This is a genomic window from Ahniella affigens (assembly GCF_003015185.1).
Lineage (GTDB): Bacteria > Pseudomonadota > Gammaproteobacteria > Xanthomonadales > Ahniellaceae > Ahniella > Ahniella affigens.
The window spans coordinates 1,355,452-1,380,331 of sequence record NZ_CP027860.1; the positions used below are offsets into that span (position 1 = coordinate 1,355,452).

17 protein-coding genes are annotated in these 24,880 nt (G+C 60.6%); 13 read left to right on the forward strand and 4 right to left on the reverse strand.

Translation table 11 applies throughout. The features are described from left to right. Positions 1-10 precede the first annotated feature (10 nt). Positions 11-1,435, forward strand: coding sequence for a tetratricopeptide repeat protein (locus tag C7S18_RS05065; protein WP_170113120.1), 1,425 nt, complete (start codon positions 11-13; stop codon positions 1,433-1,435). Between the two features lie 166 nt (positions 1,436-1,601). Here the strand turns inward: C7S18_RS05065 and C7S18_RS05070 are convergent, their stop codons facing one another. Continuing rightward, positions 1,602-6,749: a YCF48-related protein gene (locus tag C7S18_RS05070; protein WP_170113121.1), complete on the reverse strand. Its 5,148-nt coding sequence runs from the start codon at positions 6,747-6,749 to the stop codon at positions 1,602-1,604. Between the two features lie 499 nt (positions 6,750-7,248). Between C7S18_RS05070 and C7S18_RS05075 the strand changes: the two genes are divergently transcribed. From C7S18_RS05075 to C7S18_RS05100, 6 genes are all read left to right on the forward strand, one after another. Beyond that, positions 7,249-8,052, forward strand: coding sequence for a hypothetical protein (locus C7S18_RS05075; RefSeq protein WP_106890539.1), 804 nt, complete (start codon positions 7,249-7,251; stop codon positions 8,050-8,052). 429 nt (positions 8,053-8,481) lie between these two features. Then, on the forward strand, positions 8,482-9,867 hold the full coding sequence (gene ccoG / locus C7S18_RS05080) for a cytochrome c oxidase accessory protein CcoG (protein WP_170113122.1): 1,386 nt from the start codon (positions 8,482-8,484) through the stop codon (positions 9,865-9,867). 3 nt (positions 9,868-9,870) lie between these two features. Next, positions 9,871-10,353, forward strand: a complete 483-nt coding sequence (locus C7S18_RS05085; RefSeq protein ID WP_106890540.1) for a hypothetical protein — start codon at positions 9,871-9,873, stop codon at positions 10,351-10,353. Beyond that, positions 10,350-12,713, forward strand: a complete 2,364-nt coding sequence (locus C7S18_RS05090; protein ID WP_106890541.1) for a heavy metal translocating P-type ATPase — start codon at positions 10,350-10,352, stop codon at positions 12,711-12,713. The genes C7S18_RS05085 and C7S18_RS05090 overlap by 4 nt, the downstream gene beginning before the upstream one ends. Beyond that, entirely contained in the window at positions 12,710-12,916 is a 207-nt protein-coding gene (gene ccoS, locus C7S18_RS05095) for a cbb3-type cytochrome oxidase assembly protein CcoS (RefSeq protein WP_106890542.1), read from the forward strand. Before C7S18_RS05090 ends, ccoS begins: the two co-directional genes overlap by 4 nt. Beyond that, on the forward strand, positions 12,913-13,644 hold the full coding sequence (locus C7S18_RS05100; protein WP_106890543.1) for a sulfite exporter TauE/SafE family protein: 732 nt from the start codon (positions 12,913-12,915) through the stop codon (positions 13,642-13,644). Before ccoS ends, C7S18_RS05100 begins: the two co-directional genes overlap by 4 nt. A 5-nt stretch (positions 13,645-13,649) precedes the next feature. On the opposite strand, the gene thrC is transcribed toward C7S18_RS05100, so the two are convergent. From thrC to thrA, 3 genes are read right to left on the reverse strand one after another with little or no spacing between them, the layout of a single operon-like run. Beyond that, the gene (gene thrC, locus C7S18_RS05105) at positions 13,650-14,939 is read right to left on the reverse strand and encodes a threonine synthase (RefSeq protein ID WP_106890544.1); all 1,290 of its coding nucleotides are present in this window, start codon (positions 14,937-14,939) and stop codon (positions 13,650-13,652) included. Beyond that, a complete protein-coding gene (locus tag C7S18_RS05110) occupies positions 14,927-15,862 on the reverse strand; it encodes a homoserine kinase (protein WP_106890545.1) in 936 nt (311 codons plus the stop codon). The genes thrC and C7S18_RS05110 overlap by 13 nt, the downstream gene beginning before the upstream one ends. 2 nt (positions 15,863-15,864) lie before the next feature. Further along, on the reverse strand, positions 15,865-18,357 hold the full coding sequence (gene thrA, locus C7S18_RS05115; RefSeq protein ID WP_106890546.1) for a bifunctional aspartate kinase/homoserine dehydrogenase I: 2,493 nt from the start codon (positions 18,355-18,357) through the stop codon (positions 15,865-15,867). Positions 18,358-18,838: 481 nt separating this feature from the next. Between thrA and cmk the strand changes: the two genes are divergently transcribed. The 6 genes from cmk to C7S18_RS05145 all read left to right on the forward strand — a co-directional run bounded on the left by cmk (position 18,839) and on the right by C7S18_RS05145 (position 24,851). Next, positions 18,839-19,534, forward strand: a complete 696-nt coding sequence (cmk, locus tag C7S18_RS05120) for a (d)CMP kinase (RefSeq protein ID WP_106890547.1) — start codon at positions 18,839-18,841, stop codon at positions 19,532-19,534. A 273-nt stretch (positions 19,535-19,807) separates the two neighbouring features. Next, a complete protein-coding gene (gene rpsA, locus C7S18_RS05125; RefSeq protein WP_106890548.1) occupies positions 19,808-21,475 on the forward strand; it encodes a 30S ribosomal protein S1 in 1,668 nt (555 codons plus the stop codon). 510 nt (positions 21,476-21,985) lie between these two features. Further along, the gene (locus tag C7S18_RS05130) at positions 21,986-22,342 is read left to right on the forward strand and encodes an integration host factor subunit beta (RefSeq protein WP_106893923.1); all 357 of its coding nucleotides are present in this window, start codon (positions 21,986-21,988) and stop codon (positions 22,340-22,342) included. Positions 22,343-22,350: 8 nt separating this feature from the next. Further along, entirely contained in the window at positions 22,351-22,659 is a 309-nt protein-coding gene (locus C7S18_RS05135; RefSeq protein ID WP_106890549.1) for a LapA family protein, read from the forward strand. Further along, positions 22,659-23,837 (forward strand): lipopolysaccharide assembly protein LapB, encoded by a 1,179-nt coding sequence (gene lapB, locus C7S18_RS05140; RefSeq protein WP_106890550.1) that lies wholly within the window; start codon positions 22,659-22,661, stop codon positions 23,835-23,837. The genes C7S18_RS05135 and lapB overlap by 1 nt, the downstream gene beginning before the upstream one ends. After that, the gene (locus C7S18_RS05145; RefSeq protein WP_106890551.1) at positions 23,838-24,851 is read left to right on the forward strand and encodes an MraY family glycosyltransferase; all 1,014 of its coding nucleotides are present in this window, start codon (positions 23,838-23,840) and stop codon (positions 24,849-24,851) included. It abuts the gene before it with no gap. Positions 24,852-24,880 lie beyond the last annotated feature (29 nt).

Here is a 24,880-nt window from a genome sequence, read left to right on the forward strand (position 1 = left end):
CAGGCGTAGCATGCGGAATATGCTCGCCTGCGTGTTGATCTGTGCGGCACACGTCATCAGCGCGTCGGAACCAGATCCTGATCCTTGGATTGCCTGGCGCGCTGAAATTCAGACCGACCCGGCTGCGGCCGAACAGCGATTCGCGAGCGAACTCGCCGGAATGCCGGAATCGTCCGAGCCGACGCTGGCGCGTACGATTGTTGAGATCAAACTGCTGTCAGCACAAATTGCGCAGGGCAACGATCAGGATGCCGAGCTGTCTCGGCTTGCATCGCTCGCGGATCAAGCAGCGCTGCTTGGCGATCTGCGCGCCGCCATGCAGGCCTGGCGGGAGTGCAGCCGTCGCTACTTTGTTCGCGGAGACTACGTTCGTGCGCAGTCTGCGGCGCAGCACTTGCTCGACATGGCACGGCGGTTAGGTGCCCGCAAGGACGAAGCGCAAGCGCTGAATGACTTGGGCGTGCTCGCCAAACGCCGGGGTGACATCCGCATGGCGATCGTTCACTATGAAAACGCGCTGGGTATTCGCCGCACCATTGCCGATGAGTCTGGCACCGCGCAGACGCTCGGCAACCTGGCGCTGATTGAGAAGAATCGCGGTTCCTTGTTACAAGCGCTCAAGTATCAGCGCGAAGCCCATCGCATTCGCGAGCGACTTGCGCAGGGACCGCTGTTGGCGAACTCCCATGATTCGCTCGGCCTGATCTATCTCGCGATGAACGACGCCGAAGAAGCCGAGCGCGAATTTCGCGCCGCGCTGGCAGTTGGGGACACGCCCAAGAATCAGGACAACATCAGCAATTCCCGAAACAATCTCGCACTGGCACTAATGAAGCAGGGGCGCGTGGATGAAGCGGAGGCAGCGGCGAGGCAAGTTTATGATTATGCCGTTGCCCGTGATCGACGACCCATGCTTACGTCCGCCGCAACGACGTTAGCCAGCATTCTGCGACGCCGAGGGGAGTTGCGGGATGCCGGTCAGCTCGCGAAGGATGCTTTAGAAATTGGGCGCGAAGTCGGCGACAGCAAAGAGATCATCGAACCATTGCTGGAGCGCGCGGAATGGCAATTGGCCAGTAGCAATGCGAATGCCGCCGCCGTCGACCTGAGCGAAGCGATGACCCTCGCTCGCCGCGACCAGCTACGTTTGCTCGAATACCAGGCGCTGGAACTGCAATCGCGCATTCAGTTCGCGCAAGGCGATTCGTCGGCAGCATTCAAGACGCGCCAGGATTATGAGCAAATGGGGCAGGAATTGCTAGGCGCCGATACGCTGCGGCAGATGGCCGCGCTGCTGAGCGAAGAGGCTTTTGCACATGCATCTGACGCGCAATCGAAAGAAGTGACGCAGGTCAGAGCGGGCCCTGGCTTGGGCGTGGTGATGCTTGTATTCCTCTCTGGATTGGTGCTCGGATTGTTGCAGCGACGACGCTGATGTCGTGCTTCCTCGGGACTTCTGAAGCGGAATTCCAAAGCGCTTCGCGGTCAGTCCCGCCTTGAGTGGTACGTGGAAAGCCGGGGCCGCCGCATTGGCGCGCCGCGACTATTCCAAGTCAACGTGCAACGTTTCATCGTGTCCGATTATCAACTGGCAGGTCCGGTCATTGTTGACGGGGTTTCTCGGTCAGCCCGGTGTAACGCAGCACACGGTCGATTTCAGCTTCCCGTGTGCCCGCATCCAGTTGCTCGCGCACTGTGTCCATCGTCAGACCCGACTCCTTCACCGCTGCAGCAATCTTGGGCCCCCAAGACCGAAAGCGGAGTTCGCCCATTCGCCGTTTCAGGACCGTCAGAGATGCCAAAGCGACGAGTTCGATGGTCTGCTGAATATCCCTCTGAACCATGGTCGGATCAGGGTTTAGCAGTGATTCCCGCGATAGGCCTGCTTCAACGCGAATGGCATTGGCAAGCCGCTTGGCATCGCGTGGCGTCTCGATGGGCAGCAACCGAAACCACCTGCCATAAGCCTCCCGCAAGTTGACGGGATCCTTGAGCTTCTGGGTGCTCAGCCAATAGACCAGCGCCAAACCAAATAGGGCAAACGGAATCGCCGCAATCATCCAGACGGATCGCGTTATCGGGAGCGCGTCGATCGACCTGTCCGGCACGTTGAAGCCGCCGCTGCGCTGAACGGGCGGACTAGGTAGCGCTTCAGGTTGCATATTGGGCGTCTGCTGAGGAGCAATAGATGGTGGCGTTGCGTCAGATTGCAGCTTGGCAGGCGCTTCGGCTGCTAGCGTTTCTGGCCGCACCTGATATTCGTGTCGATCGAGGTTTGTCCACCAGACAATCGCCACTGAAGTCGCTAGGAACAAGGGTCCAGCCCATTCAAAGCACTGACGCAATAGACCCCGATGTCGATAAAGCAAATTCCGAACAACCGCAACGCGATCTCGCCAAGTCCCGGGTTCTGCTGACTGAACTGCGGGCGCGGCCTCTTCAACCACCTTCGCCGCACTTGCCAAGGGCATGGCGTACACCACATGAATGAGCTTTTGCAGGTAACGCCTTGCGTGCCGGACTTGCGCTTCCCTGAGGGCTTCAGCGTCTGCGGATCCGTACTTGGCCTTGACTTCCTCTACAAATTGGGGCGCGAGGGTATGCACGACACGCTCATAGTCCATGCCGACGATGTAATAGCCGGCTCGGTGATCGGTACTTAGGAAGTTCAAGCATTCCAGGAACTCTAATGTGCGCTTGCCATCGAGGCGATCCAAGTCATCGAAGAAGATCAGGAGCGGCCGCCGTTGCATATGGCGGGCGAGCTCAGCGAGGCCTTGGGCAAATCGATGGCGCAGGCCTGGATCGCCTTCTGGCATGCCGCTAAAGCTGCTTCGGAGTCGTGCGAGCCACGTTCGTGAGTCACCCGGTAGTGCCCTCAATTGCGGCAGAATCGTCAGCATCAACACGAGTAAGCCCACAACACTCGACAGTTCCAGTCCGTATCCAGCGGACAGTTTTGCTCCCTGGTGGGAAAGGCTGGCAACACCGGCCTGCCAGCCCTCTAGTCGATACGCGTCATAGCGGTCTGGGCAGGCAGTTGTTCCGGTCCAGCAGGATTGCGCGCGCGTCAGCCAGTCGATACCTTGATGAAACTCGGCACATGACAACTGTTTGCCAACCCCAGCGTCAGGCCGGGTCCGAGCGCTGCACGGTGAGTCTTTGTGCAATTCGGCCAACAAGTCTTCCAATTGCTGAAATTGACGTCCCCACACAGGGCGAAGCAACGCCTGGACGACCTCGTGTTGGGATGGTGGATCTGAGTTCGCCGGCGTGTTGGTTGCCGCAATTTCGGCAGGCTCTGTTGAAGCGAGCCGGGTGTCGATGGATAACGTCTCTGCCGCATTCAGATCGAACCCGTGGAACTTGCTCAGGCCATCCAGCCAATCCGTGTTGACGACAAACCGACGGCGCTTGCCGGCGTCCGACGCGGTTTCGAAATCTCGCCAGAACTGTTTGCCGGAATCGACGATCGGCGCGAACCAGGAGTCGCCTGATGACAAACGCAGCGGATAAAGGCTGACAACAAGGATCGCTAGTGCCAAAGCCAGCAATGCCGCCCAAGTTCCGAGCCGTCTTACTGCAAGCGTCGTGCGAAGCAAGAAACCGCTGGAACACCACCAAGGTGGCACGCCGTCACGTCGAATCGCGCGCACAAGATTCGTGTAAAGCTGCGCCTCATCCTGCTGATGCCAGAGGTTGATCCAAATAGGGCGAAATCCATCTCGGCGCATTTCGTTCGCTAGAAGATTCATCAGGGAGGACTTGCCGGATCCCCATGGCCCGCTAATTGCGAGCGTCAGCGGCGGGTTCGTGCCCGCGTGGTTGAAAAACGCCGCGAGGCGCTCCGCGTGGCGTTGCGCCTGAAGGCGGTCTTGATCGGGCTTGGCGATGGCTGCATCTGACGCGACTTCGCCACCGCGTTCATCGCGCTGTGGCACAAGGCTGAGACTTATTGCAATGATCAGCATCAGAGCCGATACGGCCAGCAGCCAATAAGTGGCACTCGGCGGCGTTGAGCGCATTGGTGAGATGGCAGACCAAGACGCGCCGCCATCCGTGCTCTTGATCATCGTGTAGGGACCAACCGCCCAGCCGCGTTCGGCATCGACAAAGGCCACCGCGGTGAGCGTCGCGTCAGTTCCCGAGTTCTGTACCGACCAACTCGCCCCCCCATCCCGGGTCGCCACTATCGTGCCCCCGCGACCAACCACCCAACTGCGTTCAGCGTCTGCAAAGGCCACTGCAATGAGGTCTGCGTCAGTTCCCGAATTCTTTAACGACCAACTCGCCCCCCCGTCCCGCGTCACCAAGATCGTGCCCTTGTCTCCAATCGCCCATCCCCGTTCGGTATTCGCAAATGTCACATCAGTGAGCCACTCTTCGGTCTCCGAGGACTGATCCGACCAACTCGAACCGCCATCCTGCGTCGCCAGGATCACACCGTTGCGGCCGACTGCCCAACCTCGTTTGGCATCGACAAAGGTCAATCCGCTGAGAACAGCAGTGGTCCCCGAGGTCTGAACCGACCAACTCGCCCCGCCGTCCAGTGTTGCCAAGATTGTGCCTGCTAAACCAACCGCCCATCCCCGGTCGCGATCCGTAAAAGCCACATCAGTGAGCCACTCGTCGGTCCCCGAAGCCTGAGCAGACCAACTCGATCCGCCATTCTGTGTCGCCACGATCACACCGTTGCGACCGACTGCCCAACCTCGTTTGGCATCGACAAAGGTCAATCCGTTGAGAATAGCAGTGGTCCCCGAGGTCTGAACCGACCAACTCGCCCCGCCGTCGAGTGTTGCCAAGATTGTGCCTGCTTCACCAACCGCCCAGCCGCGTTCGGCATCGGCAAAGGCTACCTCGTAGATCAACGAGTCGGTGCCGGAAGCTGGATCCAACCAGCTCGTCCCGCCATCCTTCGTCGCCAAAATCGTTCCGTTGCTACCCGCCGCCCAACCATGTTTAGCATCGGCAAAGGTCACTGCTTTGAGCCACACTTCCGTCACTGACGGCTGAGCCGACCAACTGGACCCGCCATCCTGCGTCGCCAAGATCGTGCCGATGCTTCCAACTGCCCACCCACGTTCGGCATCGGCAAAGGCCACAGAAAAGAGCAAGTCTTGGGTACCGGAAGGCTGAACCAACCAACTCGAACCGCCATCCTGCGTCGCCACAATCGTGCCGTTGCTGCCAACTGCCCACCCACGTTCGGCATCGACAAAGGCCACCGCATTGAGATCAGCAGCGATGCCCGAGTCCTGAATCAACCAACTCGAGCCACCGTCCTGCGTCGCCACGATCGTGCCCTCAACTCCGACCGCCCAGCCCCGCTGATCATCGGCAAAGGCCAATCCATTGAGCCACGCTTTGGTCCCCGAATCTTGAGCCGACCAACTCGCCCCACCATTCCGCGTCGCCACAATGGTGCCCTCACGACCGACTGCCCAGGCATGTTCGGCATTGGTAAATGCCAATCCGTTGATCTCCTGATCAGTTCCTGTCGCCTGAACCAACCAATTCGACCCGCCATCCCTCGTTGCCAAAATCGTTCCGTTGCTACCCGCCGCCCAACCATGTTTAGCATCGGCAAAGGCCACTGCGTTGAGCCACGCTTCCGTCACCGACGGCTGAGCCGACCAACTGGACCCACCATCCTGCGTCGCAAAGATGGTGCCGTTGCTACCAACCGCCCAACCGCGTTTGGCATCGGAAAAGGCCACTGAGGAGAAATGACTCTGGGCCCACGAGATCTGAACCGACCACCTCGCCCCGCCGTCCTGCGTCGCCACTATCGTGCCGTCGCTCGCGACCGCCCAAACGCGTTTGGCATCGGCAAAAGCCACCGAGGAGAACGGGTTGCGGGTGCCCGAGGCTTGAGCGGACCACCTCGCGCCGCCATCCTGTGTAGCCGTGATGGTGCCGTTCATACCAACCGCCCAACCGCGACTAGCATCGAAGAAGGCAACACCTTTGAAGTCCTCCTCGGTTCCGGAAGACTGGACCGACCAACTCGACCCGCCATCCCGCGTCGCCAAAATTGTGCCCCCAGTTCCAACCGCCCAGCCATTTTCCGCATCGGCAAAGGCCACGGCAGTGAGCGCCGTGTAGGTCTCCGAGTCCTGAGTCGACCAACTAACCCCGCCATCCCGCGTCACCAAGATCGTGCCTTGAACTCCAACCGCCCAGCCACTTTCGGCATCGACAAAAGACACTGCAGCGAGATCAGCAGTTGTCCGCGAGTCCTGCACCGACCAACTCAATCCACCATCCCGCGTCGCTACAATCGTGCCCCTGCGACCGACTGCCCAGCCTCGCTTGGCGTCGAAGAACGCCACCGCGTTGAGCCACGCGTTGGTCCCTGAAGTCTGAACCGACCAACTCGACCCGCCATCTCGCGTCGCCACAATCTTGCCGTCAAACCCAACCGCCCAGGCATTCTCTGCGCCAACAGCTGCAAGTCCAGAAATCGTTGCGCCCGCGTACACGCGCCGAACCTTTTTTCCGCGGACAAGTGATAGTCCTTCTGCGCCGGAGATCAATAGGCTCGTACTTTCCAATGTGTCGTTCAGGACAACCACGTCAGAAATATCGGCCAACTGGTCCTTGGCCCACCAAGCGTTGTCAACTTGGCGCTCCCATAGCGCAGGTCGCTCGGGATCCTTCGGCGTGGGCGCAAGCCAGTACAACCCACCCGCTGTAATCATGGTGATGGCGAAAAACACCAAGAGGGCGTTCCGAAGGTTTCGCATCAGTGATTCCCCGCTGTGCCTGTCGCCAAACTGGACGACAGTGATAGCCATCGAGTACGAGTCGCCACACCGCTGGACTGGTGTATCCAGAAGACCAGACCACGCAACTCATTCGTTTCCTTGAACCCAGAGCCGCTCAGCTCGATCGACTCGTTTTCGCGCCACGCCGGGTCAAGACCAGTTGATTGGAGTAACGCGTCGGTATAAGCGCAGATTGATGGCGTTGCGGTGCGAAAGGAAACAAGAACTAGGAGATACCGGTATCGCATGTGAACGCCCCAATCAATTTTCCCCAAGGGGACGAAAGGCAGGCTAGGAACTCCAAGCCAGCAAGTCAACAGGATCGCCTTGGTATCGCTATCGAGCGCCACTGAAGCGGAGCATTGCAAAGAACCCAGTTCTACGGGGACACCTTGAACCGCCCATCCCAAGAGATGTGGTAATTCTGCGTTAGCGATCTACCCTACCGATCGAAGCAACGACGCTCTTGTGAGGCAAAATGAGCAGAGCAACTGCAGATGCGTTGATCCGAAACCTCAAGTTGCTTAACACAAAAGAGCGAGATCATCTGATGCGACTGGCCTATCTTGGTCAGAGCACCGACTATTCGACGGCATCGGTGTTCCTTTCGGCCGAGCTAGACCAGTGCCTACGCGAACTGGGTTTGGGGCTCTCATCCCATGCACGGTGCGTCTTTGCCGGCATGGACTACCACTTGGATTGGCTGTTCGCGGCCGCCTGGCTGGCCATGAAGTCGTCCTCCTGGTCGCCTCCGGAAGCGATTCCGATGATCCCGATAGAACCGTATAAGGCAGTTGAGGGTATCAAGGCGATATACACCGACTTTCGTCCCATTACCGGCTCCCAAGAGGACATCGACCTTGTGGTGGTCTACGACGACGGCACCAAGCTCACACTCCTCTTTGTCGAGGCAAAAGGCAGTGCGGCGTTTAATTGGGTGCAGTTGGCTCGGAAGCTAATCCGACTGGATCGCATACTTGTCAAATCCAAAATGGCTGCTCAGGGCAACGGTTTATTTGACTTCCACATGATCCTGGCAGCGCCAAAAGGGAAGAAACCGAAGTCTGACGTCTGCCTTGAGTACGTACGAAGCAAGATTGAAAAGGCTGGCCAACCCGAAGTGTATGGACCCATGTTGAAGGCACTGAACCGTCATGCGAGCGGGCTTGGTCGACGCTTGCAATTCCTGCCCATCTCGGGCTTCCCTGAGCAAACGTACGCCGTCAGGCGCGTGCCCAAAACGGGCGAGGAAACTCATTGGACTCTAAAAAAGCGCCCATAAGGAGCCGCTGATTAAATTCAGAGGTGACGTAGACCATGGCCAAGCGCGCACGTGCTTGATTCTGGAGCAGCGAGTCCGGACCCCGGTCTTCGCCGGGGCAGGCTAGGTGCCGGACTCATTTGCGGGCTGGGACTCATTGCGGGTCTGAAAGTCCAGGATGGACTGATTCAGACTCTCCCCAGCAGTCCTTCAAGAAGCCGGGACTTCCGAACAGGCGCCTTGCTTCCTATCGTCGTCAAAGTCTCATGGCGCCGTTGTCCGAGCATCTCCGGGCCGGTCATTCCAATGTGATTGCCGCACAGGCTGGTCTCGTCGAACGATTTGCAAAAGTTCCGAAATGGGGTCGATTGCCAGCAGGCACTTTGACCCAGGTCAAGTCGCGAGCGTTGCGGCGGCACAACAATTCGGCCCAGACTAGATGCCAAGACCATGAGCAAACGCGAAAATATTCCGCTGCAGGTGATTGATGAGATGTATGTCTCGGAGCGCAAGATCTATCCGCGCGATGTGGACGGGACGTTTCAGCGGCTGCGGCGCTGGGCGGTGTTTGTGTTGCTCGGTCTCTACTACGGCGTGGCTTGGTTCAACTGGGACGGTCGGCAGGCCGTGTTGTGGGATCTGCCGGCGCGCAAGTTCTATGTGTTTGGTCTGAGCTTCTGGCCGCAGGACTTCATCTTCCTGGCCCTGCTGTTGATCATTGCCGGGCTGTCGCTGTTCTTCTTCACCGCACTCGCCGGGCGGCTTTGGTGCGGCTATGCGTGTCCACAGACGGTCTGGACGGAGACGTTCCTGTGGATCGAGCACTGGCTTGAGGGCGACCGTCCGCAGCGGATGAAGCTGGATGCTGGTCCTTGGAATGCCAACAAGATCAAGCGCAAGGGCGGCAAACACTTGCTCTGGATCGTCTTCGCGCTGTGGACTGGTTTCACGTTCGTCGGCTACTTCACGCCTATTCGCGAGCTCGCGGGGCGGTTCTGGCCGTTTGAGTGGAGCAGTTGGGAAACGTTCTGGGTGCTGTTCTATTCGTTTGCGACTTGGGGCAATGCCGGCTTCATGCGCGAGCAAGTCTGCAAATACATGTGTCCGTATGCCCGATTCCAGAGCGCGATGTTCGATCGCGATACCCTGATCATCGCCTATGACGAAAAGCGGGGCGAAGACCGTGGGGCGAGAAAGCGTGGAACGGACTACAAGGCCAAGGGTCTGGGCGACTGCATCGATTGCACGATCTGCGTGCAGGTGTGTCCGACCGGCATTGATATCCGTGACGGACTCCAATACGAATGCATCGCCTGTGGCTCCTGCATCGACGCGTGCGATGAAGTGATGGATCGCATGGGGTATCCGCGCGGTTTGGTGCGCTATACCACGCAGCACCAACTTGAGGACAAGCAGACCCACGTGTTCCGTTGGCGGATTGTCGTATACGCGATCTTGTTGTTGGCCATTACGGTTGGGCTCGGGCTGAGCATTGCCTGGCGCAAGCCGGTCATCATGGATGTGATCCGCGACCGCAATGCGCTCTACCGCGAGACCTACGAACACCAAATTCAGAACGGCTACATGCTGCGGATCATCAACAAGACCGAATCCGCGCAGCGCTTCGAGCTGGAACTGGTCGGCCCGCCGAGTTTGACCTTCGCGCGCCATCCCGGCGTGATCGAATTGCCGCCCGAGGAAGTTCGGACGGTGGGCGTGATGCTGTCGGCACCGGCATCAGATGTGAAAGGCAAGGTCGACATCGAATTTGTGCTGAAATCCGAAGGCAGCGATTTCAGTCTGACCGAGTCGTCGCGATTCTTTGCTCCGGAGTAACTCATGCGTGCTTTTCGTGAACCAATGGTCTGGCTCGTCACCGTGATTCCGGTATTGACGATCGTCGGCGGTATTGTGACCATGCGCTTGGCGTCGGCGAACGGCCCGCTGGCCAGTGCGCCGGAAACCGTGTCGCGCTCAGGGCAGATGCAGCTGAGTGATCTTGGGCCGGACGAGCGAGCCATGACCTTGAATCTGCACGCGGTACTAGAGCAGAAGTCCCCAGGTCGTTGGGTCTTTACCGATTGGCCCAACATCAATTCCCAGGCGGCGACGTTGATGATCGTGCATCCCAACGAGCAGGAGCGCGACATGACCATATCGTTGGCCGATTCCGATCACGTCATTGACTTGGTTCCCGACGCGCTGCCTTGGGCGTTGTGCGAATTTCGGCTACAGGACGAACAAGCTGGCTGGCGGCTGGTTGGGACACTTGATCCGGCCACCCAACAAGTACACTTGCGGTCGAAACTGAGTCGGCTGTGAATACTTTGAATCCGGCGCTGGCAGGGACCAACGCAGGGTGTTTTCATTGTGGCGAGCCGCTGACGGGGCCCGCCTTGCTGGCCAAGGGGCAGCGCTATTGCTGTACCGGTTGTCTTGCTGCTGCCGAGTTCATTCACCAACAAGGGCTGGGCGACTATTACCGGCTCCGCACCGAGCGTGGCTCAAGGCCGGAGCATAGTGACCTGAGCGTGTTCGATCGGCCCGAAGTGCAGGCGCGCTACGCCGAGAAACTTGGCGAGCAGTGCGCGATCGAATTGGCCGTGGAGGGCATGCATTGCGCGGCGTGCGCCTGGTTGATTGGCGAAACGCTCAGGCGCTTGCCGGGTGTAACGGACGCCAGCGCGAGCGTTGTGAGCGCGCGCCTCCGCCTGGTGTGGACACCTGGCGCCGTGCAGCTCTCGGATGCGCTGCAACGAGTCGAGACGTTGGGTTACGGACTCAGCCTCGCTGGCACCAATGCGCAGCAAGAGCAACGCCGCAAGGCGCGCCGGACCTTGATGCTGCGGCTCGGCATCGCGGCCCTGGCGACCATGCAGGCGATGATGTTCTCCGAGGCGTTGTATCTGGACAAAGCGGGCGAAATGAGCGTCGCCACGCGCGACTTTTTTCGTTGGCTGACGTTTCTGATGAGCACGCCGGTGCTCAGTTATTCTGCGTGGCCGTTCTGGCGCGGCGCGCTGAACGAGTGGCGGTTGCGACGGTTTGGCATGGACACGTTGGCGGCCGTGTCGATTGCGCTCGCCTATGGCGCCAGTTTGGTCGAGACGATCCGTGGCGGGCCGTTCGTATGGTTTGATGCGGCGGTCATGTTTGTGTTTTTCCTGTTGCTGGCGCGCAGTCTGGAGGGCATGTTGCGCTCGCGCGGGCAGGCCCAGCTCGATCGCATGGCAGCCGCCCGACCAGCATTGGCCATGCGGCGCGTGGATGACCGCGTGCAAACCGTGCCGGCCGAAGAAATTGCCGTTGGTGACGTGGTGCTGGTTGCGGCGGGTGCGACGGTGCCTGCCGATGGCAAGCTTTGCTCACACGCGGCGCAGTTCGATGAGTCGTTGCTGCATGGTGAATCACGTCCGCAGGCGCGTTTGCAAGGCGATCGCGTGTTGGCCGGGTCAATCTGTCTGAACGCACAAATCGAAATTCAAGTGACTGCGGTGGGCGCCGAAACGCGGCTGTCAGAAATCGAACGCGCGATGCTCCGCGCTGCTGAGACCCGGCCGGCGATGGCACGTTGGCTCGATCGTCTGGTGCAGCGATTCGTGTTGATTGTCTTCGGGCTCGCCATTGTGACTGCGATCGGTTGGAGTGTCGTCGATCCGAGTCTGTCGTTGCCCTATGCCCTGGCCGTTCTGATGGTGTCTTGTCCGTGCGCACTGGCGCTGGCGATTCCCACCGCGATTCTGGCGGCACAATCGAAGTTGGTGCGTGCTGGCGTGCTGTGCCTGGATACCGACGCGCTGTTGAAGCTCCGACAGCTCGACCGGGTTGTGTTCGACAAGACCGGGACGCTGACGGAAGGCCATCCGCGCATCGCTGCAGTCGACGTGTTCGGAGCCGTTGATACCGCCGTCTGCCTTGCGCTGGCCCGTGCGCTCGAACAGCATGTGCACCATCCGATTGCCGAAGCGTTCGCCGGCGCGAGCCCATACGTCGCTGAACACGTGGTGGTCACTGCCGGCGCTGGCGTTTCCGGGCACATTGACGGGCAGTCGTATCGACTTGGTTCCGCCGATTTTTGCGACTATCCGGGTTCGGACCGAGCTGGTGTGTTCTTGCGCCACGACGCGGGCATTCTGGCGCGCTTTCGCTTGTCCGACGCGCTTCGACCCGAAGCGTCGGCAGTGGTCGCGAGTCTGCAGTCTGAAGGCCTCGCTGTGACGTTGTTGAGCGGCGATCAGTCAGCGGCCGTGCAAACGGTTGCCGACCAGATTGGCGTCGCCGATGCCCGCAGCAGCTTGTCGCCGGAGGCCAAACTCGCGACTCTGCAACAGTATCGGCAGGCGGGGCAGGTGGTCGCAATGCTCGGTGATGGGATCAACGATGCACCGGTGCTGGCGGCAGCGGATGTCGGCTTTACCTTGGCCAAGGCGGCGCCTCTGGCGCAACATGCGTCGGCCCTGATTGCGCTCAATGGCAGTCTGGAAGGCTTCTTGGTCGCGCGTCGAATGAGTGCGGCGCTGCACGATGTCATTCGGCAGAATCTGGGTTGGGCGTTGGGCTACAACGTGCTCATGCTGCCGCTCGCCGCCTTTGGCGTGGTCGGACCCGGCTTGGCGGCGATTGGTATGAGTGTGTCATCCTTGTTCGTGACCTTGAACGCCATGCGGCTGTATCGGCAATGACCATTCTGCTTGCGTTGATTCCAATCGCTATCGTGCTCGTCGCCATTGCGGCTTGGTTCTTCATTTGGGCCGTGCGGTCGGGTCAGTACGATGATCTGGATGCGCCGGCCATCGACATTCTCCGCGAAGACCGCCCGAATGCGGCGTTGGTAGAGGAGCGTCCGGCCGGGACGGGTTCTGATTCGGAGTCCGCTGGGTCGTGAATTGGCCTGCGCTGAGTGCAGCCTGGCTGGCTGGCTTGTTTGGGAGCGTGCATTGCCTGGCGATGTGTGGCGGGATTGCGGTCGCGCTCGCTGCCGCACCCAATGCGAACAAGAGCGCATGGGCAGCTTGGTCGCAGGCGGCCCAGCTGAACGTATCGCGCGTGTTGGGGTATGCCATCGCCGGGGCATTGGTGGGGCTGATCGGCGGCTCATTCCTGCATGCATTCGAGGCGCAGACCTGGACGCGGTACGTGCGTTTGGCTGTGGGTGCAGTGATGATTCTGGTCGCGTTGCGTCTGTTGGATGCGGGCGGCCGATGGCGCTGGTTGAGCGCACCGGGGCAATGGGTGTGGCAGCTGCTGTCGCGCGTCCAGCGTGCGCTGCAATGGCTGCCGCTGCGCGTCCGGTTGAGCGTGTCGGGGCTGCTGTGGTCGTTTTTGCCTTGCGGGCTCAGCAGTACGCTGTTGCTAGCTGCGTGGTTCGAAGCCGATGTCTGGCGCGGTGCGCTGTTGATGTCGGTGTTTGGCTTGGGCACGTTGCCGGCGATGGTATTGGTCAGCTTCAGCGGCCAGCGCAGCATGCAGTGGTTGCAACGGCCATCAGTCAGAACGCTCGCGGCACTTTGGATTGGTGCGGTCGGCGTGCTGAGTCTCACCGCACCGTGGATTGCGGGTCTGCACCCCGCTTTGCCGGGGGCATTGTCGGCAATGGGATGTGTCGTGCCCTGAGTCGGCTACGGTCCGAGCGCGGCCTTGAGCGCGTCAAGCCCAACGCCGATTTGCGCCGCTTGCGCCGGCCGAGCCAGCCAAGGTTTCAGACATTCCGGAATCGGGACGCTCAAGCCAAGCAAAGGTTCGACGACATCCGCGAACTTGGCAGGGTGCGCAGTGGCCACGACGGCATAGTGCGCGTGATCGCCCGCAGCGCGGCGCTGCGCCAGCATTTCGGCTGCTGTCGCCGTATGCGGGCAGATGATCTCGCCGTAGGTTTGGTAGAACGCTTGGATGCGCGCGCAGATTGCATCGTCTGGTACCGACACGCTGTCGAGATCACGCAGGATGCTCGGATCGTGCTTTGCCAAGTAAATCAAGCGTTCGATGTTGCTGGGGGCGCCGACGTCCATCGCATTCGCAATGGTCGCCTTCGTTGGTGCCGCCTGATAGTTGCCAGTATGAACGTAATTCGCAAGCACGGCATTGGCGTTCGTGCTGATTAACACCCGACCGATCGGCAGACCAATCTGGCGCGCAATCAGGCAGGCGAGGGCGTTGCCCAGGTTGCCGCTGGGAATCACGACATTCAGGGGCTCGCCATGAGCCCTGAAGTAGCGAAGTGCGGCCTCGGCGTAGTAGCTCATCTGCGGCAGTAAGCGACCGAGGCTGATCGAGTTTGCCGACGTCATATTCAGTGCCTGCACCAAGGTCTGATCGGCGAGCGCTGCCTTGGCCATGGCTTGGCAATCGTCAAAGCTGCCAGCAACCCGGAGGGTCTGAATGTTGTCGCCGAAGCAGCTGAGCAGATGCGCCTGTCGTGCTGATACGCGACCATCGGGGAACAGAATGATGACGCGGAACCCTGGCCGGCGATAGAACGCCGTTGCGACGGCCGAGCCGGTGTCGCCGGATGTGGCAACCAGTATGGTCGTGTCGCGTGTGGCGCCACGATTCAAATGCGCGAGCATGGTCGCGAGAAAATTCGCACCCACGTCTTTGAACGCGCCACTTGGGCCATGAAACAGTTCGAGAATGCTCGTCTGACCATCACGTAGCGGCTTGAGCGGCGTCTGGACGGTGAATGCCTGATCGCAGAGCGCGCCGAAGTCGGCGGCGAAAATTGAATCGGCGAAAAACGATTGCAGCAGACGTTCGGCAATGCGGGGGGTGGTATCAGCGCCCTCGAAATCGTCGGGCCGCAGTCGTGGCCATTGCATTGGCAGGAACAAGCCACCATCCGACGCGAGTCCAAGACTCAGGGCGCGTTCAATAGGGGTGCGGTCTTGCCCGCGCGTGCTTACGAATTCCATGTTGCCTCCACCGTCGCCCCGGGCGCTTGAATGCGTGAAACGTGTGCCTGCGCGTTGAAGCCCGCGGCTTGAAACGCCGCAACGGCTTTCGGCGCGATAGCGGCGGCTACTTCTTTGCTCGTAAACCAGCCAAAGACCGATGGGCCCGCGCCGGAAATACTGGCGCCCAACGCGCCCGCATCGAGCAGCACCTGCTTGACGGCAGCAAAGCCCGGGATCAACTCGGCACGTCTTGGTTCCACCAGCAAGTCCTTCAATCCTGCCTTCACCAAATCCGTTTCCTGGCGATACAGGCCGCTGAGGAACAGCGCGAGACACTCGCTCTGCCTGACGAACTCGCCGATGGTGTAGGGCGCCTTCAAGCGCTCGCGCGCGACTCGGGTTTCAACCACCAGATCCGGATGCACTAACAGGCAGTGCCAATCGGCGGGCACCGGCAAGGGAATCAATCGATCGTGCGTGGCAAGCACCAAGCCACCAATCAAACTCGGTCCGACGTTGTCACCGTGACGGCCACCGGATGCTGCCGATTCACCATCGAGGGCGTACGGGTACAGCTCAGCGATAGTCAGAGGCGTTGCGAGCAACGCGTTCGCGGCAACCAGACCCGCAACGGCTGATGCCGCCGAGCCGCCCATGCCTGAGCCCAGTGGAATGCCTTTCTCGATCTCAATGTCGACACCGAAATCGGCCCGCTGATCGGCGAGCAGTGCGGCAATCGCGCGTGCCGCGGTGTTGCGTTCGGAATCGCGTGGTAAATCCGTCACGGTGCCGCGAATATCGGTCACGCGAACGCCAGGAGTGCTGACTCGGGTCGCGATGACGCGATCGCCGACGCCTTCTAAGGCGTGGCCCAAAATGTCGAAGCCGACGCCGACGTTGCCGACACCTGCAGGTGCAAAAGCCTGTGCCCGGACGATCATGCTCAGACCCGTGCGCCCAGGTACGACGCCACGCGCAGCAAATCTGCGAACACACCTGCGGCCGTTACTTCCGGACCCGCGCCCGGGCCTTGCACGACGAGTGGGTTCTTGCTGTAGCGACGCGTGCGGTATTGCACGACGTTGTCGGTCAGTTGCGCGTTGGCGAATGCATGGGTCCTCGGCAAGGCGGTCAAGCCGACACTGGCCTTGCCCGATTTGTCGAGCTTCGCGACAAAGCGCAGCACTTTGTCTTCAGCGCGCGCCGCAGCGAGGCGTGCGGTCATGTCGGCATCAAGTTCACTGACTTTGGCCATGAAGTCATCGGCCGACCCGGCAGCAAGTGGCTTTGGTACCAGCGAGCCCACGTCGACATCGCCGAGTTCCAGCTTAAGGCCGAGTTCACGCGCCAGAATGACGAGTTTGCGGGCCACGTCCTTGCCATCGAGATCGTCGCGCGGATCGGGTTCGGTGTAGCCCAGTGCGCGCGCTTCTTTGACCAGTTCCGAGAACGGCGCGGAGCCATCGAAACGGTTGAACAAGAAGGCGAGGGTGCCGGAGAACATGCCCTCGATGCTTTCAATGTCGTCACCGGTGTCGAGCAGATCGCGCAGGGTCGACACGACGGGCAAGCCAGCGCCGACGGTCGCCTCATAGCGGAAACGGGCACCGGAGTTTTTCGCGCCCTGCATGATCGCCTGATAGCGGCTCAGCGGCCCGCTGCCGGCGTTCTTATTCGGCGTGATCACATGAATGCCGGCGGCCAACCACTTCGAATAGTGCTCGGCGACACTGTTCGACGCGGAGCAGTCAACGATGACAGCGTGCGGCAAATGGCTGGAATGCACATAGTCGGCAAAGGCATCGAGGTCGACCCCATCGCGCGGCGCTTCGGTATAGGCTTTTTGCCACGCGCTGAGATCGAGTCCGAGGTCGGACTTCAAGACCCGATTGCTGCCAGCGATCGCACGCACGCGGAGGTCAAGCCCCGTGCGTTGTTTGAGCGATTCCGAGGCCGCAGCAATTTGGTTGACGAGCGCTGCGCCAACATTGCCGGGGCCGACGATGCCCACCGAAATGGTCTGGGCCGACAGGTAGAAGCCGGCGTGCACAGCCCGCAGCGCGCGATGCACGTCGGCCGTATCGATGGCCACCGAAATGTTTCGTTCCGAGGCGCCCTGTGCAATCGCACGGACGTTGACGCGGCCGCTGCCCAGATGATCGAACATGCGTGCTGCTGTGCCAGGCAGGCCGGCCATGCCATCACCCACGACAGCGAGCACGCTGATGTCGCGCATCACGTTTACCGCCTGGATGGCGCCGCGATCGAGTTCGCGCAGAAATTCCTCGGCGATTGCACGCTGCGCCGTATCGGCGTCGGATTCGCGCACCACGGCGCAGATCGAGTGCTCGGACGAGCCTTGCGAGATCATCACGACCGACACGCCCGCTTCGCGCAGTGCACCGAATACTCGCTCGGCCGTGCCCGGAACGCCGATCATGCCGGCGCCTTCGACGTTCAGAATGGCCATGCCGCTGGCTGCGGCAACGCCCTTGACAGGCGGATTCATACTGCGCCCGGCAGTAATGCGCGTGCCGGGATGGTTCGGTTCAAACGTGCTGCGGATGATGATCGGAATCTGCTGATCGATCGCGGGCGCCATCGTTTGTGGATGGATCACCTTGGCGCCGAAGTATGCGAGTTCGCAGGCTTCGTGGTAGCTCATTTCTGGAACCAGCACGGCCTCTGGCACCAGCCTTGGGTCGGCCGACAGCACGCCGATCACGTCGGTCCAGATGTGAATTTCCTGGGCCCGGGTCAACGCGCCGAAAATCGCGCCCGAGTAGTCCGAGCCATTGCGACCCAACGTCGTCGCACGCGCTTGCAAGTCGCGGGCAACAAAGCCCGTGACAATGATGCGGCGGGCGCTGGTGTCGGCGAGCCAGGCATCGAACCGTGCTTGCGACTTTGGCCACTCGACCATCACACCCATTTCCTCGGCGCGAACCAAGAGCACATCGCGGGCGTCGAGTCGGGCGACCGATTCGTTCTGCGACTTCAAATATTCGGTGAGCAGAAACGACGACCAGACCTCGCCCAGGCCCTGAACCAAATCCATCGCTTCCTTGGCCGGCGTGCCGAGCAGGGCCGCGGCATGCAGGACATCATGCAGATCAGCGAATTCGGCATACAAGAACTGACGCGCCGACTCAGCGCTTTGGCCAAGCAGCGTTTCGGCACAGACGAGATGCTTTTGCTTCAACCCTTCGAGCGCGCTGCGCCAAGCTTGATCGCGCTGTGCCGCGGCATTGACCAGTTGGATCAGCGCATCGGTGACGCCCTGCATGGCGGAGACCACGACAATCTGACGGGGGTCCGTTCGGGCGCAGAGAATTCGGGCCACGTCGCGAATGCGCTCGGCATTGGCAAGGCTGGAACCACCAAATTTGTGGGCGACGAACTGCGATCGTTGAACGGGCGATAGGGCTTCCGACACGGCTGATCCTGCTTGGAATGAGTATTCGAACCCCTGAATCTATCGAATCAGCGGCGCTAATGCACCGGGCGCAATATGATGATTCGGGCGAGGGGTTGGAGAGAACGGTAAGGTCGAGCCGCCGCTCGCAAACATTCAGTCACGCGGCAAGTAACCCCCTCCCGAGCCCTCCCCCGCGATCGCGGGGGAGGGGGCGCTCCCTCTCCCACGCGAGTGGGAGAGGGCTGGGGAGAGGGCTACTTGTCACGCTGCACTGTCGTGAGACTCGCGCATCGTCGGTGGCAGTTTGATGCGCGAATAAACGCACCCTCGGTGCGGCCGGCACTCCCACGCGAGTGGGAAAGGGTCGGGGAGACGGCTGCTTGCGATACGCATCCGAGTGGACGACCGCGCGGGGCACAATCTTTTCCCCGATTCAAGACTGTTCGCTCCACATCCGGTCGATAAACTAGTCGCATCATTACCCGGATTGGAATCGCCCATGACTCATCCCGCTGTCCCTGTGCTCACAATCGATGGCCCAACCGGGTCTGGCAAGGGCACGATTTCGCGGGCGGTGGCCGAGCGATTGGGCTGGTTGTTCCTAGACAGCGGCGCGCTGTATCGGGCAGTGGGGTTGGCGGCGAGCTGGGAAGGTCTGGATTTTGATGACCAGGAGGCGCTGGCGCGCTGCGCCCTGGAAACCGATATCCGGTTCGAGGATCGCCCGAACGACGACCCGCTGGTGTTCGTCAACGGCGCCGAGGCGGGGTCGGACCTCCGCACCGAAATCGCCGGTGCGGCGGCCTCAGCCATCGCCGCGATTCCGGCGGTACGCGCCGCGCTGGTAGAAAAACAACGGCAATTCAGACAGTTACCGGGTCTGGTCGCCGACGGTCGCGATATGGGAACAGTGATTTTCCCCGATGCGGGTGTCAAAGTGTTTCTGACCGCAAGCGCTGAAGAGCGTGCCGAACGACGCTATAAACAGTTGAAGCAAAAGGGATTCGAGGTTACACTAGATACCCTCTTGCGCGACATCGTCGCGCGCGACGCTCGCGATACCGGGCGTGCGGTGGCACCACTCAAACCGGCCGACGACGCCGTTTCGATTGATACCACTGGCATGTCAATCAACGCGGTGATCGATGCGGTTCTCGCTCTGGCAGCAGCGCGTGGAATTGCAGCGACGCACTGAGTCTCGATAGCACGGCGTTCGTTACATCAACAGCGGTGGCTTCCAGCGCGGCGGTTACGCCTGCGTCGGGCGCCATCGCTAAGCGCGTTTCAAATCGGTGTGGTTTGCGCCCGCTGCTCTGGAACGCAAGTTTGGGTAGCGCTCGGTTCGAGCGTCGCGCAAACCAGTTTTCGGTCCCTGATTCCAGATGGAAGTCAGGGGTTATCAACCGTGTACCGCAAGGTGCACACAACCCGATTCATCCCTGGATGAATCACTGTAATCGGAAGGAACATGACTGAGAGTTTTGCCGAGCTGTTCGAGCGTAGCCAACAACCGCTGACCAAATTGAAGCCAGGTAGCATCGTGACTGGTGTGGTCGTGGCCGTGCGTGACGACGTGGTCGTCATCAATGCGGGTCTGAAGTCCGAAGGCATTGTGCCGATCGAGCAGTTCAAAAATGAACGCGGCGAAATCGAAGTGGAAGTCGGCCAGGAAATCAAGGTCGCCCTCGACTCGCTCGAGAACGGTTTCGGCGAAACCGTGCTGTCGCGCGAAAAGGCCAAGCGTTCCATGGTGTGGGACGAGTTGGAAGAAGCGCTGAACAGCAACGCCACCATCACCGGCCGCATCAGTGGCAAGGTCAAGGGTGGTTTCACCGTCGATATCCGCGATGTCCGTGCATTCCTGCCGGGTTCGCTGGTCGACGTGCGTCCGGTGCGCGATACGTCGTACCTGGAAGGCAAAGAATTGGAATTCAAGCTCATCAAACTGGATCGCAAGCGCAACAACGTGGTCGTCTCCCGCCGTGCGGTGGTCGAGTCCGAGAACAGCGTTGAGCGCGAGCAGCTGGCGGAGCGCCTGATCGAAGGCGCGGTCGTGAAGGGTGTGGTCAAGAACCTCACCGATTACGGCGCGTTCGTCGACCTCGGCGGCATCGATGGTCTGCTGCACATCACCGACATGGCATGGAAGCGCGTCCGTCATCCGTCCGAAGTGGTTGAAGTCGGCCAGGAAATGGACGTCCGCGTGCTCAAGTACGACCGCGAGCGCAACCGCGTCAGCCTCGGCCTGAAGCAGATGGGCGAAGATCCGTGGGTGAACATCGCCCGCCGTTACCAGGTTGGCGGTCGCTTCTTCGGCAAGGTTTCGAACGTGACCGACTACGGTTGCTTCGTCGAACTGGAGCCGGGCGTCGAAGGTCTGGTGCACGTGTCGGAAATGGATTGGACGAACAAGAACGTCAACCCAGGCAAGCTGGTGCAGGTCGGTGACGAGTCCGAAGTGATGGTGCTCGACGTCGATGAAGAGCGTCGCCGTATCTCGCTCGGCATGAAGCAATGCCAGGCGAATCCGTGGGAAGCCTTCGCGGCCAACTTCAAGAAGGGCGACCGCGTGTCGGGCACGATCAAGTCGATTACCGACTTCGGCGTGTTCATCGGCTTGGATGGCGGTATCGATGGCCTCGTCCATCTGTCCGACATCTCGTGGCAGGCTTCGGGTGAAGACCTGGTTCGCAACTTCAAGAAGGGCGAACTGCTGGAAGCCGTGGTCCTCGCAGTTGATCCGGAGCGTGAGCGCATCTCGCTCGGCATCAAGCAGCTGGAGCAGGATCCGTTTGCTACGTACATGGCCAACAATCCGCGCGGCAGCATCGTCCGCGGTACGGTCCGTGAAGTCGACTCGCGCGGCGCCACGATCTACCTCGGTGACGGCATTGAGGGTTACTTGCGTGCCAACGACATTGCCAAGGAACGCGTTGACGACGCCACCACCCGTCTGAAAGTGGGTGATGCCGTGGAAGCCAAGTTCATTGGTATGGATCGTAAGGGCCGCACGCTGCAGCTCTCGATTCGCGCCAAGGACGAGCAAGAACTGGCCGACACCCTGGCCGAGTACCAGAGCGCCAGCGGCGGCACGACCAAGCTCGGCGCCCTGCTGAAGGAACAAATGGGCAAGTAATTCTGCCCAAGTTCCTGATCTGGACAAAAAAAGGGCCGCGCAAGCGGCCCTTTTTCGTGGTCGACGGCAGCGGACGCGGGGTCCTGAACGCATCTCGGAACGCGTCGCGGGCAGGATTTGATGCTTGTCTGGTTTCGAGAAGTGATTCCAATAAAATCAACACTTTAGACTGGCTATGCTTGCCCGGGTTTAGGGTCGAAAACCCTTTGCAATCCGGTCAGTCTGCGGCAGATTTCGGGACGGCACTGAAATTACCAGTGCAAGTACCTGAAAACGCTGGTATTTGCGGCTTTCTCGTGCGAGTATTGCCGTTGAGAGACCGGCCGCCCTGTCGCGCCCGCAGGCGCTTTCGCCGAATGCATCGCCAATGTGATTCCGAATCCCTCAGCGGAACACCTTGGATGAGCGCGGCAAATGCCTGAAGGCCAACGGCACGCAACCGGGCTCGATGCGGCCCAGGTGTCATTGCACTTTGGGGTTCTCGATGGAAGGATGACGGAAACAACGGACATGACCAAATCGGAATTGATCGAAGCCCTGTCCCGGCGCCAGACCCACCTTGCCTTTCACGACGTAGAGTTTGCCGTCAAGGAAATCCTTGAGCAGATTGCCAATGCGTTGGCCGCTGGCGATCGCGTTGAGATCCGCGGTTTTGGCAGTTTCTCGCTGCACTTCCGTCCGCCGCGCATGGGGCGCAACCCCAAGACCGGTGACTCGGTGTCGCTGCCGGGCAAATACGTGCCTTACTTCAAGCCCGGCAAAGAACTGCGCGACCGCGTGAACGAGAGCGCCGCGCCCATTACTGCTGAGTCCTCAGTAGATGATGGCGACGACGGCGATGACGGCGACGACGACTCGATCAGCTGAGTGCGCCCATGAAGCGCTGGCTGCTCCTCATTCTGATGATTCTGGTTTCGGTGTTGGCGGCCGCGTTTTCGCTGGTCAACCGAGATTCGGTCAGCCTTGATCTGCTTGCCGCCCGAACCGAGTTGCCGCTCGGCGTGCTCGTCTTGGGAGCGGTGCTCGCGGGCGCGGCCATTGCGGGTGCAGTGTTGTTCGCCACGGTGATCTTGTCCCAGAACCTAAAGCTCAGATCCCTGCGCCGCGAACTCGACAAGTTGAAGAGTGCGCAAGCGAAGGCGCCGCCCGCCGAGCCACCGGCACCGACTGCGCCGATCGTGTGATGCCCTGGCCCCTGGAACTGTTGGCACTACTTCTGATCCTGATTGCGTTCTTTGGTGGCTACGTGCTGGCGAGCCGCGGCGCCGAACGGACCAAGGGCGCCCAGGTGGACAAACTCCGGCGCTCTTATTTCCGTGGGTTGAATTACCTGTTGAACGAACAACAGGACAAGGCCATCGAGGTCTTCCTGCAAATCGCCGAAGTCGACAAACACACCATCGAAACCCATCTCGCGCTTGGCAATCTGTTTCGTCGCAGAGGTGAAACCGATCGCGCGATCCGTGTGCACCAGAATCTGATTGCGCGGCCAAACCTCACCAGCGAGCAAAAGTCACTGGCCTTGCTTGAGTTGGGCGAGGACTACATGCGTGCCGGCCTGTTGGATCGCGCCGAAACGCTGTTCACCGATCTGGTGTCGATCGACACCCATGCTGCAACCGCATTGCGCCAACTGATCAGTATTTGTCAGCAGGAACGTGATTGGGCGCGTGGCATCGACTTTGCGCGGCGACTCGAAAAAACCACCGGGGAATCCCAGGCCGACTTGATTGCCCAGTTCCTGTGCGAATTGGCAGATGCAAAGTTGCAGGCGAACAAGATCGACGATGGCCGGCGCCTGCTGGCGGAAGCGCGCGCGGCGGCACCGGCAGCCGTGCGGGCTTATGCCCAAGAGAGCAAGCTGGCGCACGCGCGGGGCGAGGATCGCGTCTGCATCCAGTTCGGCAGCCGGGCGCTGGAGCTCGATGCCGAACTGACGCCGGAGCTCATGCCGTTGGTGGTCGAGGCCTTTGACCGTACGGGTGAGCCCAAGCGCGCCGACGACTTTCTTGAAAACGCGATGTTGCGATATCCAGGCGTGTCGCCGGTCATTGCCAAGAGCCGGCGTATCGTCGAGCGCGAAGGTGAAGACGCTGCGATCAGGTTCTTGTCCGAACGCTTGAAGTCGCGCCCGTCGGTTCGAGGTCTGGCATCGCTCGTTGATCTGCAGGTGAAGTCCGCCGAGAGCGCGGCCCGCGAGCAGTTGACGTCTCTGGGCGAATTGCTCGCGCGCCTGATCCGGGCGCAGTCTGCCTACCGCTGCAACAAGTGCGGATTCGGTGCCAAACAGCATCATTGGCAGTGTCCGGGATGCAAGTCGTGGAGCTCGGTGCGACCGGTCCATGGCGTGGCCGGAGACTGAGTGTTGCTGCCGTTTCTGGTGCTCACCGTGGCCGCCGCGCTGGTCAGCGCGCTGGGCGCCGTCATGATTATTCATCGCGCGCATGCGCTCGGGCTGATTGACCAACCAGGGCAGCGCCGCATGCATCGTATTCCGACGCCGCGTGGCGGCGGCATAGGGATGGTGTTCGCATTGCTGCTGAGCCTGATTCTGGCGGCATCGTTCGGTTTTCTGTCGCCGGCTGCGGCCTTGTGGGCGTTGGCCGGGCTCAGTGTGCTCGCGCTGGTTGGATTCTGGGATGACCGCAGCAACTTGCCAGTGCTGCCACGCCTGGCTGCCCATGGACTCGCCAGTCTCCTGCTCGCGTGGTCGTTGCTTCATGGGGACTTGCCGGTGTCGTTCATCGCGCTTGTGGCCTTGGCCTTGGTGTTTCCATTCGCGATCAACTTGAGCAACTTCTTGGATGGTTTGAACGGCATCCTGACGCTGCAGCTATTGGTCCCACTGCTGGCCATGTGTGTGCTGCTGCCCGTGGACTCGACACTCTGGCCGCTGGCATTCGCGGGTACGGCAGCGTTGATCAGCTTTCTGCCATTCAACTTTCCGAGTGCGCGCTGTTTCATGGGCGATGCTGCGAGTGGCACGATTGGCAGCTTCGTCGCGTGGATCGGTTGTGCGGCCATGCTTCGAGGTGAATTGCACCCGATTCTGTTTTTGCTACTGAATTCGGGCATGTTGATCGACACGCTGCTGACTTTGTCCAGGCGGGCGCTGGTCGGCAAGAAGTTCTGGCGCGCGCATCGCGAGCATCTCTACCAGTGGTGGGCACGGGCTGGTGCGTCGGTCATCGCGGTCAACGTTCGGTACCTGGCATGGAGTGCCGCGTCGATCCTGTATGGGGTGCTGGTTCTGCGGTCCCAACCAGGCGCGTTGCAATGGCTGCTGACGGCGCTCTGGTTCGTACTTGGTGGGGTCCTTTGGCGTCTTTTCAGGGCGCGGGTGCTCCGCGCGGTACGCTTGGGCGAGCGTGCTTGAAGCGCAATCCTGGCGCCTGTTACCGATGA

Bases quoted from the DNA above. Each gene is read 5' to 3' on its own strand.
- C7S18_RS05075 (WP_106890539.1), top strand. From the start codon at position 7,249: ATGAGCAGAGCAACTGCAGATGCGTTGATCCGAAACCTCAAGTTGCTT.
- C7S18_RS05135 (WP_106890549.1), top strand. From the start codon at position 22,351: ATGAAGCGCTGGCTGCTCCTCATTCTGATGATTCTGGTTTCGGTGTTG.
- C7S18_RS05130 (WP_106893923.1), top strand. From the start codon at position 21,986: ATGACCAAATCGGAATTGATCGAAGCCCTGTCCCGGCGCCAGACCCAC.
- ccoS (WP_106890542.1), top strand. From the start codon at position 12,710: ATGACCATTCTGCTTGCGTTGATTCCAATCGCTATCGTGCTCGTCGCC.
- lapB (WP_106890550.1), top strand. From the start codon at position 22,659: ATGCCCTGGCCCCTGGAACTGTTGGCACTACTTCTGATCCTGATTGCG.
- ccoG (WP_170113122.1), top strand. From the start codon at position 8,482: ATGAGCAAACGCGAAAATATTCCGCTGCAGGTGATTGATGAGATGTAT.
- rpsA (WP_106890548.1), top strand. From the start codon at position 19,808: ATGACTGAGAGTTTTGCCGAGCTGTTCGAGCGTAGCCAACAACCGCTG.
- C7S18_RS05085 (WP_106890540.1), top strand. From the start codon at position 9,871: ATGCGTGCTTTTCGTGAACCAATGGTCTGGCTCGTCACCGTGATTCCG.
- C7S18_RS05070 (WP_170113121.1), bottom strand. From the start codon at position 6,749: ATGCGAAACCTTCGGAACGCCCTCTTGGTGTTTTTCGCCATCACCATG.
- cmk (WP_106890547.1), top strand. From the start codon at position 18,839: ATGACTCATCCCGCTGTCCCTGTGCTCACAATCGATGGCCCAACCGGG.
- C7S18_RS05065 (WP_170113120.1), top strand. From the start codon at position 11: ATGCGGAATATGCTCGCCTGCGTGTTGATCTGTGCGGCACACGTCATC.
- thrC (WP_106890544.1), bottom strand. From the start codon at position 14,939: ATGGAATTCGTAAGCACGCGCGGGCAAGACCGCACCCCTATTGAACGC.
- C7S18_RS05110 (WP_106890545.1), bottom strand. From the start codon at position 15,862: ATGATCGTCCGGGCACAGGCTTTTGCACCTGCAGGTGTCGGCAACGTC.